This window comes from Lentzea sp. NPDC005914 (assembly GCF_040629405.1).
Taxonomy (GTDB): domain Bacteria; phylum Actinomycetota; class Actinomycetes; order Mycobacteriales; family Pseudonocardiaceae; genus Lentzea.
The window spans coordinates 1-13,988 of sequence record NZ_JBEXVQ010000008.1 but is presented as its reverse complement, the minus strand read 5'-3'; the positions used below and the strand labels follow the sequence as shown (position 1 = coordinate 13,988).

The following is a 13,988-nucleotide window of genomic DNA, read 5'->3' as shown; positions in this document are numbered from 1 at the left end:
CTAGTTGAAGCGGACCTCGCTGGCGACGACACCGTCGAGCTCGCGGACGAAGTCGGCGCCGAACGCGCTCGACGGGGTGTGCGAGCCGGGCGCGACGCCGTTGATCTTGCCGATGGCGCGCAGCACGGAGTCGGCGGTGAGGCTGTAGGCGTTCGGGGTGGTGATCGCGCACTCGACCTTGGTCTTGGCGTCCCACGCCTCGCCGAACACCTCGGCTCTGGTGTTGGCGCGCTTGCGCTCGTCGGGGCCCTTGACCTTGCCGGCGACGGTCTTGGCGACGTTCTGCACGAGCGGCGCCTGCAGGACGGGCGCGAAGATCTGCTGCAACTGTCCGAGCACGCCCGGCACGATGGTGAACGTCGTGATGTTCGGTATACCGGTCGAACGGTATGCAGTAGACACATCGCCCCACGGGATACTGCCGACCTCGCGCGGGCCGGAGCGGAAGTAGGCGGTGCGGCGGCGGTGTCCAATGCGGACGCTCTTCAGCTCGCCGTTCTCGCGGATCCGGCCACCGACGGCGGCGGCCTCCACGGACGTCTTGGTCGTGCCCGCGCTCGCTCCTCCGCCGACGACGAACGCGAGGTCGAGGTGCGTGGCGGTCGGCAGGGCGTTGGACAGGATCGCGGCGAGGCAGTCAGTGGGGACGACGTCGAACCCGGCGCCCGGCAACAGCACGATGCCGGCCTTGCGCGCGTCGATGTCCCTCAGGCCGATCGACTCGAACACGTCGATCTCGCCGGTGATGTCGAGGTAGTGCGTACGAGTCTTCAGGCAGGCGTCGACCATCGCGACAGAGGTGTGCGCGAACGGGCCCGCGCAGTGCACGACGGCGTCGACGTCCTCAAGGTGTGCCCTCGCCTGACTCAGGTCGAACGCCCGGTGCTCGAGTCCCAGAGCTTCGGCGATCGGCTCGACCTTCTCCCTCGAGCGGCCCGCGAGGATCGGGCGTTCGCCTCGCTTGACCGCGAGCTCCGCGATGAGGCGTCCGGTGTACCCGTTGGCGCCGTAGACCATCCACGTCATGCCGCGACCTTACCGGCGAGTAGCGTGACGTGAAGAGACCAAAGAGCCGATCAGCAGTAGTGCGCCCACCCCGATCACCGGCAACGCCCAGAGCAGTCTGCGATGCCTCAAATCGGCGCAGATGTCCACATAGGCCGGACTGACCGCGGCGGCCGCGGGCTCGTTGAAACCGAAGCCCAGACCGTTGCCGCACGGGATGAGCGCGCCGCTGGGCGCCTCGACGGCCAGCATCACGAGCAGGATCGCACCTCCACCGAGCAGGAACGCGAGACCGACCACGACGGCGAAGGTGCGCACTGACATGGAACAAAAGTTACGTCTCAAATGGACTTGGGGATAGCCCTGGTCAGCCGCATTGGGGTTGATCCCCTAACCCCCGGCTAAACCGCTCTCACGCCCCTGTATGCGTTATGCGACGGAGAACGAGTACCGCTGCTCCACTCGGCCGTTGCGCGGATGCGGCGCCGGGTCGCCGACCTTGATCCATCCGAGGCGCTCGTACAGGCGTACGCCGCGCGCGTTGTCGACGTAGACCAACAGCTCCGCCGCCCCGTACCCGCGCTCGGTCAACGCATCGGGCAGTGCGCGCAGCAACGCCTCGCCAACGCCCTTGCCCCACGCGTCGGGGTGCACGCCCACGTAGTTGACGTACGCGGTTCCCGTCTCTTGTGGACCGCCGGCCAGAAAACCCACCGCCACACCGTCTTCGACCGCCAGCAGCAACAGCGCCGGTTCGTTCGCGAGCGCGTTCTCGATGCCGGGACGAGCCTCCTCAAGAGACGGAACCACGTCGTAACCGTCTCGCACGGTCACCGCGTGCGCCCAGATGAGCGCGGCCGTGTCGACGTGGTCCCGTCCCCCTTGGATGATCTCCATGCAGGCCAGGATAGGTCAGCGCCGAAGCACGACCGGAAGGGTTTTCGAGCTGGCCATGATGTCGTTGTCCGTCACGGCAGGCTGTTCGTCGCCCGAGTAGGTGGTGTGCGGGAACCGGGTCGTGAGCTCTCGCAGGACGATCTCGGTCTCCATGCGCGCGAGTCCCGAACCGAGGCAGAAGTGCGGACCATGACCGAACGCCACATGTCCCGTCGTGGAACGGTCGATCTTGTACTGCGCGGCGTCCTCGTGGACGACCGGGCAGCGTCCCGCGGAGCCGAGGTTGATCAGCAGCAGGGTGTTCTCCGGGACAGCGACGCCGTCGATCTCCAGTGCCTCGGTGGTGATGCGGTGCGTGGCGTTGCGGACAGGGTTGTTGTGCCGCAACGTCTCCTCGACGAGCAGCGGCACGAGACCGGGGTCGGCCGCGGCCTTCTCCCACAGCCCGTTGTCCAACGCGTCGTGCACGACATTCGTGACGAGAGCAGCCGTGGTCTCGTGGCCCGCGATCACGAGAAGGAACGCCATCGCGATGAGCTCGTCATGCGTGAGGTGGTCGCCGTTGTCGTCGGCCTTGACCAACGCCCCGAACAGCGAGGTCTCGTCGAGCTCGCCGCCGGTCAGCAGGCCGTGGAAATAGCCTGCGAGCGCGCCGCTCGCGGGCAGCGACACCTCGGGGTCCATCGACATCAGCGTCTCGATCAACGTGCGAACCCGCACGCGGTCCTTCGCGGGCACGCCGAGGACCTCACCGATGATGCGCATCGGCATCGGTACGGCCAGAGCCTCGACGAGGTCGATCTCCTCGCCGACGGGCAGCCCGTCGATGAGGTGCGCGGCGATCTCCTCGATGCGGGGCGCGAGCCGCTGCACCGCTTCAGCGTTGAACGCTTTCACCGCGAACGCGCGCAGCCGGGCGTGCTTCGGGTTGTCGCTGTTGAGCATGCTCGGGCCGAACAACCCGCCGAGATCCGCAGAACTGCCGTTCTCCGCCAGCTGACGCTGGAACTCGCGTTCGAGCGCTTCGCTGTCCTTGGACAGCCGCTTGTCCGCCAGCAGCTTGCGGGTGAGCTCCAGCCCCACCGTGACCACCTGCACACGCACACCGTCAGGCCGCGTCGCGCTGTGGAGTGGCCCAGCTGCCCGTGCGTCGTCCTCGATCCGATGGTGCTCACGCGCGCGCAAGTCGCCGCCGGTCAACCCATTCGACATGGCTCTGCCCCCTACAGAAGAGTCCCCCAGATCGTTTCTACCGCAGATGTCCACCGACAGTCCCGATCACTGGAGCCCGTCGAGCACCTTGATCGTCTCGACAGCAGGCAGGCGAGGCGGCGCCGCGGCGATGGCCTTGCGCCCCAGCACCCACTCCGGCAAGTGATGCTGCAACGCCGCACGCCCCTCGGGCGTGATGTCGACGGGAGCCGCCATCCCGTGGTCCATGGCCCTCGCCGGTCGCTGCCACGTGATCCAGTGGCGCAGCTGCAGGATCTCCAGGTCCTCGGCGTCCCACTGCTTGGCCGGCCGGTGCTCGAGGTACCAGCTGGTGGCTCCGCGGTGCACGCCACCCTGCTCGACCAGCGCGAGAAGCTTGATCTGCTCCTGCGTGACGGTGGTGGGGACGGGCTTGGCGGCCTTGCCCTTGCGCTTCACAGGTAGTCGTCCTTAGGAGGAGGCGGGCCCAAACGTCCCCGACAACCCGTACAAAGTACGTGACCGCTCCCCCGCACGCACCCTCTGATTCCAGCAGACAACGTGCGCAAGATCGCTGATTCCGATGGACGGCGCGCGCAAGATCGCCACGAGGTCACTCGCTCGCGCCAGCACCTGGTGGGCGTCGTCGAGGCCCTTTCACACCGCTTGGACGGCCGAGCGGAGTAGGGCCGAACCAGGGCGGCCGAGCGGAGCAAGGCCGAACCGGGGGTCCGGGGGCGGAGCCCGCCGGGCGGGGTCTGGGGGTTGCACCCCCAGAAAACACAATGGAGCGAGGTGGTCGACGCTTTCCGTCGACACACCTCGCCCAGAGCGGAATGGACGCAACGCAGGCGCTTGCACACCCATCAGCGCCCGTTCAGCGGCTGCTGGAGATTGCGAAGACTTGGCTCGACAAGCCCCAGCACAGCGGATCACCAACACGAACCATCTGCCGCACCGCGCGGCAACCGAACCCAGACGAGATCGACGCGCTGGTCGAAGCCCACCGCTCCGGGCTGACCGTCTACCAGATCGCCCAGCAGTTCGGCATGCATCGCTCCGCGGTCGGCAGACACCTCGCAGCCAGAGACGTTCACACACGACAACTGGTGCTCAGCCCAACGGAGATCCACGAAGCTGCTGAGCTCTACCGTTCAGGCCAGAGACTGAAGGATCTCGCCGAGCACTACGGCATCGGCGTGACCACGATCAACAGGATCTTAATCAGCGCTGGGGTCAACATGCGCCCACCAGGAAGACGAGTTGGGCCAGGCTCCACCACTCTGATCAACTGTCCGCCTAACTAGGGCACCTACGACAAGGCCCCCGGATCTCCTGGGGGCCTTGTCGTTTGGGTGGGCACTACTTCAGCAATCGTTGTGTGCGCTCGATCCGTTCGCGCAGGTTCTGCTGAAAGCCCTCGTCCTGCTTGCGCGCGTCGATGTGCTCCGTGATCGCCGCGCGGATGACTTCAGAAATCGGCTTGTTTTCAACGCTGGCAACGGTTTCCAGCTCGTCCGCTTGCTCCTGAGACAACCGAATGGTCATGGCCTTGGGCGATTTCATGCGCTACTCCTCCTGTTTAGAGGATGCCACATAGGTGGCGCGGTGCACAACCACCGTGACATAACCGTTGCATGGTAAAATGGTAGCGTGATACCGTGGTATCAACATCAGCTAGGAGGAACGATGAACGAGCACGACCAGTCCGAGCACGACAACAAGCGACACTTCAACATCCAGATCGACCGCGAGCACTTCAAGGTCACCGAGCCGGAGTTGACCGGAGCACAGCTGCGCAAGCTGCCGGACCCCGACATCCCTTCCGACCGCGATCTCTACGAGGTCCGGCCAGGCGAGGACGACCTGCAAATCGGCGACACCGACGTCGTGAAGATGCGCAACGGCCTGAGGTTCTTCACCGCTCCAGGCCAGATCAACCCCGGCGCTACCGGGCTGTAAGCAGGAGGAAGACCATGCTCCCCACCGTCGACACCAAATTCCTCGAAGAACGAGGACTACGCCACTCCGTCCAGGTTGACGGCGGGATGATCTGTGTGCTGCTGCCGGATTGGAAAGTCCCAGCCGGCTATCAGCAGGACCAGACCGATCTGCTGCTCCGGCTGTCGCAGGGTTACCCCGACGTCCCACCGGACATGTGGTGGTGCAGCCCGGCTCTCGTTCTCACGAACGGCTCGCAGCCCCAGGCGACCGAGGTTACTGAGCACCACCTCGGACGAAGCTGGCAGCGATGGTCGCGGCACTTCAACAACCCCGGCATATGGCGACCTGGCATCGACAGCCTGGAGAGCTACCTTGCGCGAATCCGAGGCGAGATGCTGCGCTCAGCGGGGAGGGCAGCGTGACCGTCACGCTTAAACTTCCCGATTCCTTGGCGCGCGACCTCGCGGAGAAGGCCCGGCTTTCGGTTGAGACCGCGGGCGTCCTTCTCGTTGGCATCGCTCAGTCCGAAGACGACCTTCAACTCCTAGGGCGAGAGGTCCACTGGGTTCCAGATGACCAGTACATAGTTCGAGAAGGAGACCGGCTATCCATCCGGTCGGGCGGATACACCCGAGCCCTCAAGCGGGCTGACGAGATCGGTGCCCTCGCTGTCTGGCTGCACACGCACCCAGGCGGTTGGCCGATCAACAGCGTCTACGACGACGAGGTAGACACCCAACTGCGAGATGTCTTCACTATCCGAACTGGACAAGACTTCTTCGGCAGCTTGGTGTTCTCACCTGCTGAGGCAGGGCTGTTTCAGTTCAGCGGCCGCGTGTACCTGGACCACGGCGTCCTTCCGGTGTCACGAGTATGGGCGGTCGGCCCCCGGTTCCGACTGATCAGCTCGGTCGACTCTCCCGAGACCGACCAGGCCCCAACGCTATACGACCGGCAGGTGCGGGCCTTCGGCGGCGAAATCCAAAAGGTACTCCGCAGACTCCGCGTGGCCGTCGTAGGGGCAGGCGGCACGGGATCTGCTGTGGTTGAGCAGCTTGCCCGACTTGGAGTCGGCAACCTTCTGCTCGTCGACCCGGACGAGCTTGAAGATACGAACCTGACGCGGGTCTACGGTTCGAGCCCGGCGGACATCGACGAGCCGAAAGCCGAAGTACTCGAACGGCATGTCCGAACCATCGCGCCCGGTGTCGCCGTAGAGAGCATCGTTGGCAGATCCACTGATCGACCAGTCGCTACAACTCTGGCGCACGCAGATTTGATCTTCGGGTGCAGCGACGACAACGCCGGACGCCTGGTGCTGTCCCGACTTTCCAGTTACTACCTAATCCCGGTGATCGACTGCGGCGTGCTGCTGAGTAGCCGCGACGGCACCCTTCTAGGCATTGACGGACGCGTGACCGTGCTAGCCCCCGGCTATCCGTGCCTCATCTGTCGGAACCGCATTGACCTAGCGCGGGCCGCAGCGGAGCAGCTCAGCCCAGAGGAGCGTCGCCAACGTCAGGACGAGGGATACGCGCCGGAACTTGGTCGCATCGAACCATCTGTGGTGACGTATACCTCCCTGGTCGCCAGCCTGGCAGTGGCCGAGCTGATCGAACGACTGGCGGGATACGGCCCCACTCCGGCTCCGTCGGAGCTACTCATGCGCGCCCACGAGCGAGAGATCAGCACCAACGCAACGAAGCTCACTCCCGGCCACTTCTGCGATCCCATCGCAGGCCAGATCGGGGGCGGTGATCAGGAGCCGTTCTTGGGAATGGTGTGGAGGACCGGCTGATCATGTCGTACCACTCGACGCGCACTTCTTTCATTGATCGACTTATGCTGAGGTTGCGCAAGCTGCCCGGTAGCCGTCATCTGCCCTGGCCATATATCGTCGCAGGCCATGCCGACGCGGCAGACGAGATACCCGAAAAACTTGTAGCCCGAACGGCAGTCACGGTGCAGTCCGGAGATCGACACACATGGGTAGCCTTCGACTGCCCTCGTCACCCTAACGAGCGAATTATGCTCAATCTATCGACCAGCCGCCGCCCTTGTTGGAGAATTAATAGCGAACAGCCCTTCACGCTGTACCCCAGCGTCGACGCGACACATTCCGGAGGAAGGTGCCATTTTTGGGTACGACGTGGACGGCTGAAGTGGGCCGCAGAGCCTATGGGTAAATCAGAAAGGACAACGAAGTGACTAGCAGCGAGAAGAAGGCCAGCAAGGCGGAGAACAGCGACGACGAACTACTCCCCAAACCACCTCAGACCCCCTTCTTCCGCGCCACACAGGCCGAGCGCTACCGCAGGCAAGACGCCATTCGTAAAATCCAGGATGCAACCGAGCGGAAGCTCATCTGCTACATATCAGGGTCGGCTGGATATATCGAACGTGACGACATAATCCCGCTAACGGACCTTCTGTACCAAGTGCAACCTGGGGTCAAGCTTGATCTCATGCTACACACCTTGGGTGGCGATGTTGACGCTGCAGAGAAGATTGCAGGCCTACTCCTAAAGACAGTCGGCTCAGACGGCGAACTCCGGGTGATCGTCCCTCATTGCGCAAAAAGCGCGGGTACACTGATATCCCTGGCAGCACATTCAATCGTGATGAGCGACACCAGCGAACTCGGCCCAATTGATCCGCAGCTCGTAATGGCGACACCCGAGGGGATGCGGCTGAGCCGCCCAGCCCAATCATATATCGATGCGTACGAGGACATAATAAGGCAGATCAAGGGCGGCACAGAAAGCCCCGCCCTGCACGCACTGATCGAAAAGTTCGACCTTGTACAACTCGACATGTGCCGTAAAGCGCTACTCCGATCACGCAAGTTCGCAGAGAAGTTTCTTCGAGAAGGCATGTTCCGCGGCCAAAATGCCAACATAACGGCAATAGCTGCCAAGCTAAACAGCAACGCAGATTGGCTGTCACATGGCGCTGTAATCAATGCAGACGACGCCCAGCAACTTGACCTTCGGATCGACTACCGCGACGAGAACGAGAATGAATGGCAGGCTTACTGGAGGCTTTATTTGGAAATGCGCTGCACGCTCCGTAAGGATTCTGAGAAACTGTTCGAATCAGACTACGGGTCACTACAAATCGGATAGCCTGCGCGCCCTCACAATAGGCTTTGCCGCGCAGGAGCTCCGTCTCGCTCTAAACGCCTTGCTTCACCGCGTCCAACGCCGCCTGCCACGGGTACGAATCCATGACCTTGCCACCCGTCCGGGGCGGGTGGGGTACGAAGCCGCCCTCGCCGAACAGCACCGTCACGCCGGACTCTCGCAGCTCGGCGACGCTGCGGTGGAAGACCCGGTTGTTGGCCAGAGCCGTGTTGACGAACGGCAGCACCGCGATCGGCACGCCTAGCCCGGTGAGCTCGGCCAGCTGGGTCAGTACGTAGGTGTCAGCGATGCCCGCAGCCCACTTGTTGATCGTGTTGTAGGTGGCGGGCGCAACGATGACTGCAGCGGCCTTGGGCAACGCCGGCTGCCCGGCCCGCTGATGACCGGTACGTACCGGATGCCCGCTCAAGGCTTCCAGTGCATCGAGGTCGAGGAAGTGCTCGATGGCGGACGGCGAGGCAATGCACCACACGTCCCAGCCGTCTGCCTGGGCCAGCTTGACCATGCGGTCAACGTGATCGGCAGGTCCAGCGCCGCAGATCATGAGGTACAGAACCGGTGCGCTCACGCTTCGACTCCCGCTCGAATTGCCACCTGACGTGCGAGCTGTGCTGACTCGCCCGTGGTGTTGCCTAGCAGCGACCGCAGGAGACCATGTGCCAACGGCCGGCAGCGGACTTCTTCTGGAGCAATCTGCTCGGCTCGGACGAGCATGCGCACGGCCTGGCGGTAGTTGCCTACGCCGGTGTGCGCCTCGGTGAGATCGAGCAGGTAGTTGGACTGCCGCTCAGCAGACAAGGCCGCCACTGCTTCGGGGCTGATCGTCCCGGCGAACTCCAGCGCGTGGCCGCACTCGCGCAGCCGCACCAGTGCCGCTACTCGGTGAATCTGCGTGTTTGTCAGCCCGAAGAACGTGTGGTGGTCGTTGTAGTGAGGTTCGTAGCGGCGGGCTGCTGCCATGGCCGCATCGTGCATGTCCCGCGCGAGGCCAGCATCTTCCTGCCCCGCGGCTGTGATTGAGGCGGCGAGGTACAACATGCCGTAGAGAGACAGCAGCTGCTCGGCGTTGCCGCTGACTTCGTGTCGCATCTGGTCCGCCATTGCCAGCAGCGTGGCAATCGCCTGGGTCTGCTCGTGGATGCTGGTCATGGCCCGGGCCACGCTGCGCGTCGCTCGGGCGAGCGACCAGGTGTCGCCCGCCTGCATTGCCGTGTGCATCGCCCGGTCAGCCGCCAGCCACGCGATGTCGTTGGCCTCGAACTTGAGCAACATCGACGAGGCCAGACGATATGTCGTCACCAAGACTCGGTATGCCGCCACTTCGTCAGCACCAGCTGCCGTTTGTAGGGCTGTCTGGGCCTCTGCCATGAGGGTCGGCAGGTGTCGGGCAACGACGGTGAAGCGTGAGGTCATCCAGGCATGGTCCAAATAGGACGCCTGAGCGGTGACTTGCCCTAGATCAACCGCTTCGGGCGTGCCGGTGTTGAGACCCGGATACGCGGCCAGGGCCCGGCGAATAGCTTGGACCTCGCAGGCGTCAACGCACTGCTGTGCCCGCTGGGCGGATGGCTCGTCAGTGAGCACGGCCGGGTCAATCCCGAGTGCCTCAGCGACGCGCTCAATCATGGGCAGGCGCACCAGTTCCCGCTCGCCAGACTCGATCTTGTCCAGCCACGAGGTAGAGCGGCCCACCATGTCGGCAAACTGCTTGCGCGGCAGTTTCCGCCGCTCCCGCCAGTACCGCACGCGAGCGCCGATGTGCTCGTCCGTTGGCTCCATGCTCACCTCCTTCCGCGCGTGGTGAAGACGATTTCACTCTACCGACCTGCTGGTCACACATTTTGTACAAGCCGTCACGCACCGTCGCCCTAACGTCTCTGTCGGCATCCGGCGTCGGGTTGACGCAAAACCTCTCCCCGAACGCAGACGAGCAGTCCGCTTGACACTCCCTCGCTCGTCTGCGGCGGTTGGTCCCCGACGTCGGGTGCCACCCAGCTTCTTCGAGTCACGAGCGTGAACAGGTGGCGATCCCCATGGCAGCCCTAGCGGCAGTCATTGCGTTGCACCCCAGGCAAAAAGGCACTACGGCAGAACCTGCCGAGCCCGACCTGCCGGAGCCGGTACAGCTGTACGGCCTCACGGTGCTGGCCTTCCTCCTGCACGTGCCAAAGCAGGTAGGTGACGCGGAGGTCTGCGCTCGTTGTCCGGAGCCGTGGCCATGCGGTCACCTGCGATTGGCGTACCGCTTGCGCGAAGGACTTTGAAGCGCTGTGGAAGACGAACTGTTGCAACGACTTCGCACAGAAGCCGGATACCGGGCGGTGCCGCTCCTCGACCCGGACGGCTACTTCGCCGGGCTTCACCTCCACCGCTTCTTGCCGGGGCGGGTCATCGACGTGGTGCAGGTGTGGCACGAACACTTCGACCACCTGACGGTCCGGGCGCAGCTCGAGGACAGCTTCAGTGCCGCGGTGCCGTTCGCGCCGCCTGCCGCCCTTGCTCGCGACAGGGGAAAGCTCGCCGAGGTTGCCGGACAACTCCTCGCGCTGCGTACTGACACGCCACCGAGCTGGCCAGCGAATCCGGCTGGCACATAAGCCATCCATCTGGATGGAACCAACCGCAACGAAAAAGGAGGTGAGGTATGGCTGAACCCGAGGGCTTGGTGCTCGGCGTCGAGCGGACGCCCATCGTCCAGGACCGCACGGAAGTGCAGCTGTCCGACGGCGCGCAGGGCGACTGGGGCGACACCCGTGATCCGTAAACCGCCAGCTCACTAGTTCGCACTCGCATGTCCAGGAGGGACCCCGCTCTGCCCACAGCGGGGTCCCTCCTGCTAAGCCGGAGGACTCTCTTATGAACCATCATCGACTGGTCGGCGCCATCGAGAAGGCGCTGTGCTGGGACGGCCCATCAGAACTCGGCGACACGTTCGCCCGAGGCAAGCTTGCCGATCGCGACCTGTGCGGGCGACTGCTTACCCCTACCCGACTCCTCGACCTCATCATGCGGCGGAGCCTGACCGCCGCACGCATCAGCTGCCTGCAAGACGGCGACTATGTACACCCGCAGAACTACCTGACCACACGGGCGATGCGCCGCGCTGAGGCCATCCAGATGGTGGACATGGAACGACTCGGCATCCTGCTCCGGGACGGATGCACGCTGGTGCTCGACGGCGTGAACGCCTACGACGCGACGCTCGAAGTCGCCTGTCGGGCGTTGCAATGGTGGTCGCGCGAACTGGTGCAGGTGAACGCTTACCTCACCACCGGTAGCGCGGCGGGATTCCAGATGCACTGGGACGACCATGATGTCGTCATCGTGCAGGTGGCTGGAGAGAAATCCTGGGAAGTGCGTGGCCTGTCGCGGCCCGTGCCGATGTACCGCGACGCGGTGCCGAACCCGACGCCGACTGACGAGATCGTGTGGAAGGGCACGCTCCAAGCTGGCGAGGTGATGCACATCCCGCGCGGCTATTGGCACCAGGCAACCCGCCAGGAACGCGGCGACGGCTTCAGTCTGCATCTGACGTTCGGGTTCCCGAAGCGCACCGGCGTGGACTACTTCACGTGGATTGCCGACGAGTCGCGCCAGGCCGAGCTGATGCGCTACGACGTCGACCGCTGGGGCACGGCCGACGCGCGTAAAGAGCAGCAGCTGGCCTTCACGGATATGGCGGTGCGGCTAGCCGCCACCCACTCACTCGACGACTTCCTGGCAGCACGCGAGTACCAGCTGTCGAGTGCCCGTCATGTCATCACGCACGGGCTATTCGGGGTGCCGCTCTCGGTGGTCTGCATGACGGAGTTCCCGCCGCGTATCGAACAGGACGGTGACCGCGTCGTCGTGGCCGCAGCTACCCGGCGCGTTGCCTTTGCCCACAACGCATTGCCTGCCGTTGAGCTGTTGACGTGCGGCAGGCCGATCTTCGTCGACAAGGTGGCCGCGACGACGGGCCTCGACGCGATGACCATCGCCGAAACGCTCATCCGCGAAGGCATCTGCGCTGAGGTCACGCCCGAGCTCGCGGCCGGATACGACGGCTTGCTTACCCCTGAAGCTCCTTAACCAGCTCGGCGGCCCGAGCCCCGGCTGGTTCGAGCAACGGCCCGGCGTAGCCGGCGGGGGCGGCCATGATCTCAGCGCAGTGGTAGAGCTGGACGAGCTTGCCGGTGTGGCTGTCGAGGTCGGCTTGGCATTCCCGGTACACGCGGTGCGCCAGCTCGGGCACGGCAAGCGACGCGCTCCACAGCGTTGAGGCATCAAAGCCACGTGGCGCCATGCCCCAGTCCTCCCAGTCGAGGAAGTAGCAGTTCGGGGCGGTGAGGTTCCCCCAAGCGAGATCGGCGTGAGCCGCCCGCCACTCTGTGATGGTGGCGTCGACGTCCGGAAACACTTGGTGGATGGTGTCGCCAAAGCGATCCTGCGCGATGGGCTGCAGGTGAGGAGTGGCTGTCCGGGTCGTGGTGTGGGCGGCCAGGGCCGTCATGGAGCTAGAAAAGGCCTCCCACCACGACTCGGACAGGTCTGGCGCAGTGGTGAGGGTGCCGCCGAGCTTCACCGCTTGGTCCGAAACGCACTCGGTTTCGTCGGCTCGCCACATGACGCCGCGTTCATGGTCAATCCAGGAAACGCCTTGGTGCCAAGCAGGCATCGCGACATCCTTGAGAACTGAAGCGCATTCAATCCCCCAGCCTTGGCCATCTATGCGGACCAGACCCCGTACCTCAATGCGCACCCATGTACCGCGGTCGGTACGGAAGCCCAGCGAGCGCCGCTTACGTACTTCCGTGCTTGGGTCGAAAACTGCTTGCAAGATCGCCTGTACACGGTCGATGATCTCGCCACATGAGCTTTTGCGCAGATCGAGGGACATGCCAAGAATAATAGCGCATCCAAGAGAGACAGAGTGGCAATTCCTACAATTTACAGAGGCTCATCTACGATCCGAAACGTTGGCTCGGATCCTGCTTTAGCGTGACCGTGAAGGAGCGCAGAACTGTTGTTCCACTGCTGATCGCGCAGACGAGCGGCGGCGGCGCCTCTCCTGAACCTCCAGCTAGGCCGCCAATGACAGCACGCAGCTCCGGCGCTTGGTTCGAAACAAGGTCGGTACTTGATCCGCCCTTCATTACGTTCTCCCTGCACGTCAACAGCATGCCATGCCTGTGGGCAGATTCCGTAGCTACACCCTTTATGGTGACCACCGTCCAGTACGGATCGCCTGAGCCGTTCGTCGCCAGAGGTACCGCGTTACACGAATAACGTTTTCCATGGTCGACTACTTCTTGGGTAGCCCCACTGCCAGAGTGAACAACATAACAGTCAATCTGGCCGCTCTTTACTGTCTGCTCAATAGCCGCTCGGTCAGCGGCAGCCTGCGCTGCGTCACCCCTATTCTTAGCTTGAACCACGTAGATAATTCCACCGATAAAAGCAGCCACCATCAGGAGCAAACTCAGAGGCCATAGAAGCTTCCGCCAGCGGGCAAGCCAGCGAGCAAGAACTGAGACGTGTGCGGGCTTCTTGCCCTCATTTACAGGCGAAGCCTGCTGACGCGGTCCATGACCACGAGTTGGTTCAACTGGCGTCGATGCCGGAGCTCCGCGCAAGCCACCTGTAGAACTAACAGAAGGCGTCCGCGCCGGATGCGGCAACTCACCTTGTGAAGCTTCTGCAAACCATGCGACCCAGCGATTCACAAAGTCCTCTAAAGGTTGTCCCGTAATGATCAAGAGTGTTGGCGGGGACGGGTGACAGCGGCATCGCCTGCGGCCAATGGCCGTTCAGGCGGTCATGGTCAGG

17 protein-coding genes are annotated in these 13,988 nt (G+C 63.8%); 8 read left to right on the top strand and 9 right to left on the bottom strand.

Translation table 11 applies throughout. The features are described 5' to 3' along the window. The 5 genes from ABZ345_RS13135 to ABZ345_RS13115 all read right to left on the bottom strand — a co-directional run bounded on the left by ABZ345_RS13135 (nt 1) and on the right by ABZ345_RS13115 (nt 3,552). Nucleotides 1-1,026, bottom strand: coding sequence for a saccharopine dehydrogenase NADP-binding domain-containing protein (locus tag ABZ345_RS13135; RefSeq protein WP_359846692.1), 1,026 nt, complete (start codon nt 1,024-1,026; stop codon nt 1-3). Between the two features lie 9 nt (nt 1,027-1,035). Beyond that, nucleotides 1,036-1,329 (bottom strand): hypothetical protein, encoded by a 294-nt coding sequence (locus ABZ345_RS13130; RefSeq protein WP_359846689.1) that lies wholly within the window; start codon nt 1,327-1,329, stop codon nt 1,036-1,038. Between the two features lie 105 nt (nt 1,330-1,434). Continuing rightward, on the bottom strand, nt 1,435-1,902 hold the full coding sequence (locus ABZ345_RS13125; protein WP_359846686.1) for a GNAT family N-acetyltransferase: 468 nt from the start codon (nt 1,900-1,902) through the stop codon (nt 1,435-1,437). Nucleotides 1,903-1,917: 15 nt separating this feature from the next. Continuing rightward, the gene (locus ABZ345_RS13120) at nt 1,918-3,006 is read right to left on the bottom strand and encodes a cytochrome P450 (RefSeq protein WP_359846683.1); all 1,089 of its coding nucleotides are present in this window, start codon (nt 3,004-3,006) and stop codon (nt 1,918-1,920) included. 174 nt (nt 3,007-3,180) lie between these two features. Continuing rightward, entirely contained in the window at nt 3,181-3,552 is a 372-nt protein-coding gene (locus tag ABZ345_RS13115; protein WP_359846680.1) for a hypothetical protein, read from the bottom strand. A 377-nt stretch (nt 3,553-3,929) separates the two neighbouring features. Between ABZ345_RS13115 and ABZ345_RS13110 the strand changes: the two genes are divergently transcribed. Beyond that, on the top strand, nt 3,930-4,400 hold the full coding sequence (locus ABZ345_RS13110) for a hypothetical protein (protein WP_359846677.1): 471 nt from the start codon (nt 3,930-3,932) through the stop codon (nt 4,398-4,400). A gap of 55 nt (nt 4,401-4,455) precedes the next feature. Here the strand turns inward: ABZ345_RS13110 and ABZ345_RS13105 are convergent, their stop codons facing one another. Further along, nucleotides 4,456-4,659: a DUF6290 family protein gene (locus tag ABZ345_RS13105; protein WP_359846674.1), complete on the bottom strand. Its 204-nt coding sequence runs from the start codon at nt 4,657-4,659 to the stop codon at nt 4,456-4,458. Nucleotides 4,660-4,782: 123 nt separating this feature from the next. Between ABZ345_RS13105 and ABZ345_RS13100 the strand changes: the two genes are divergently transcribed. Genes ABZ345_RS13100 through ABZ345_RS13080 form a run of 5 tightly spaced genes read left to right on the top strand, consistent with a single transcriptional unit; the run spans nt 4,783 to nt 8,162 of the window. Beyond that, the gene (locus ABZ345_RS13100) at nt 4,783-5,055 is read left to right on the top strand and encodes a multiubiquitin domain-containing protein (RefSeq protein WP_359846671.1); all 273 of its coding nucleotides are present in this window, start codon (nt 4,783-4,785) and stop codon (nt 5,053-5,055) included. Between the two features lie 14 nt (nt 5,056-5,069). Then, nucleotides 5,070-5,459, top strand: coding sequence for an E2/UBC family protein (locus tag ABZ345_RS13095; protein ID WP_359846668.1), 390 nt, complete (start codon nt 5,070-5,072; stop codon nt 5,457-5,459). Beyond that, on the top strand, nt 5,456-6,835 hold the full coding sequence (locus ABZ345_RS13090) for a ThiF family adenylyltransferase (RefSeq protein ID WP_359846665.1): 1,380 nt from the start codon (nt 5,456-5,458) through the stop codon (nt 6,833-6,835). The genes ABZ345_RS13095 and ABZ345_RS13090 overlap by 4 nt, the downstream gene beginning before the upstream one ends. Nucleotides 6,836-6,837: 2 nt before the next feature. After that, nucleotides 6,838-7,245, top strand: coding sequence for a DUF6527 family protein (locus ABZ345_RS13085; protein WP_359847497.1), 408 nt, complete (start codon nt 6,838-6,840; stop codon nt 7,243-7,245). Then, on the top strand, nt 7,242-8,162 hold the full coding sequence (locus ABZ345_RS13080) for a hypothetical protein (RefSeq protein WP_359846662.1): 921 nt from the start codon (nt 7,242-7,244) through the stop codon (nt 8,160-8,162). The genes ABZ345_RS13085 and ABZ345_RS13080 overlap by 4 nt, the downstream gene beginning before the upstream one ends. Before the next feature lie 49 nt (nt 8,163-8,211). On the opposite strand, the gene ABZ345_RS13075 is transcribed toward ABZ345_RS13080, so the two are convergent. After that, nucleotides 8,212-8,748: a flavoprotein gene (locus tag ABZ345_RS13075; RefSeq protein ID WP_359846660.1), complete on the bottom strand. Its 537-nt coding sequence runs from the start codon at nt 8,746-8,748 to the stop codon at nt 8,212-8,214. Further along, a complete protein-coding gene (locus ABZ345_RS13070; protein ID WP_359846657.1) occupies nt 8,745-9,959 on the bottom strand; it encodes a helix-turn-helix transcriptional regulator in 1,215 nt (404 codons plus the stop codon). The genes ABZ345_RS13075 and ABZ345_RS13070 overlap by 4 nt, the downstream gene beginning before the upstream one ends. A gap of 491 nt (nt 9,960-10,450) precedes the next feature. Between ABZ345_RS13070 and ABZ345_RS13065 the strand changes: the two genes are divergently transcribed. Continuing rightward, on the top strand, nt 10,451-10,777 hold the full coding sequence (locus ABZ345_RS13065) for a hypothetical protein (RefSeq protein ID WP_359846654.1): 327 nt from the start codon (nt 10,451-10,453) through the stop codon (nt 10,775-10,777). A 259-nt stretch (nt 10,778-11,036) separates the two neighbouring features. Further along, the gene (locus ABZ345_RS13060) at nt 11,037-12,251 is read left to right on the top strand and encodes a cupin domain-containing protein (protein ID WP_359846651.1); all 1,215 of its coding nucleotides are present in this window, start codon (nt 11,037-11,039) and stop codon (nt 12,249-12,251) included. On the opposite strand, the gene ABZ345_RS13055 is transcribed toward ABZ345_RS13060, so the two are convergent. After that, nucleotides 12,232-13,059 carry a hypothetical protein gene (locus ABZ345_RS13055; protein WP_359846648.1) on the bottom strand — a complete coding sequence of 276 codons (828 nt, stop codon included), beginning with the start codon at nt 13,057-13,059 and terminating at the stop codon, nt 12,232-12,234. The genes ABZ345_RS13060 and ABZ345_RS13055 overlap by 20 nt on opposite strands. Nucleotides 13,060-13,988 lie beyond the last annotated feature (929 nt).

Coding starts and splice junctions, on each gene's coding strand:
- ABZ345_RS13135 (WP_359846692.1), bottom strand. CDS start 1,026: ATGACGTGGATGGTCTACGGCGCCAACGGGTACACCGGACGCCTCATC.
- ABZ345_RS13130 (WP_359846689.1), bottom strand. CDS start 1,329: ATGTCAGTGCGCACCTTCGCCGTCGTGGTCGGTCTCGCGTTCCTGCTC.
- ABZ345_RS13125 (WP_359846686.1), bottom strand. CDS start 1,902: ATGGAGATCATCCAAGGGGGACGGGACCACGTCGACACGGCCGCGCTC.
- ABZ345_RS13110 (WP_359846677.1), top strand. CDS start 3,930: ATGGACGCAACGCAGGCGCTTGCACACCCATCAGCGCCCGTTCAGCGG.
- ABZ345_RS13105 (WP_359846674.1), bottom strand. CDS start 4,659: ATGAAATCGCCCAAGGCCATGACCATTCGGTTGTCTCAGGAGCAAGCG.
- ABZ345_RS13100 (WP_359846671.1), top strand. CDS start 4,783: ATGAACGAGCACGACCAGTCCGAGCACGACAACAAGCGACACTTCAAC.
- ABZ345_RS13095 (WP_359846668.1), top strand. CDS start 5,070: ATGCTCCCCACCGTCGACACCAAATTCCTCGAAGAACGAGGACTACGC.
- ABZ345_RS13085 (WP_359847497.1), top strand. CDS start 6,838: ATGTCGTACCACTCGACGCGCACTTCTTTCATTGATCGACTTATGCTG.
- ABZ345_RS13070 (WP_359846657.1), bottom strand. CDS start 9,959: ATGGAGCCAACGGACGAGCACATCGGCGCTCGCGTGCGGTACTGGCGG.
- ABZ345_RS13060 (WP_359846651.1), top strand. CDS start 11,037: ATGAACCATCATCGACTGGTCGGCGCCATCGAGAAGGCGCTGTGCTGG.
- ABZ345_RS13055 (WP_359846648.1), bottom strand. CDS start 13,059: ATGTCCCTCGATCTGCGCAAAAGCTCATGTGGCGAGATCATCGACCGT.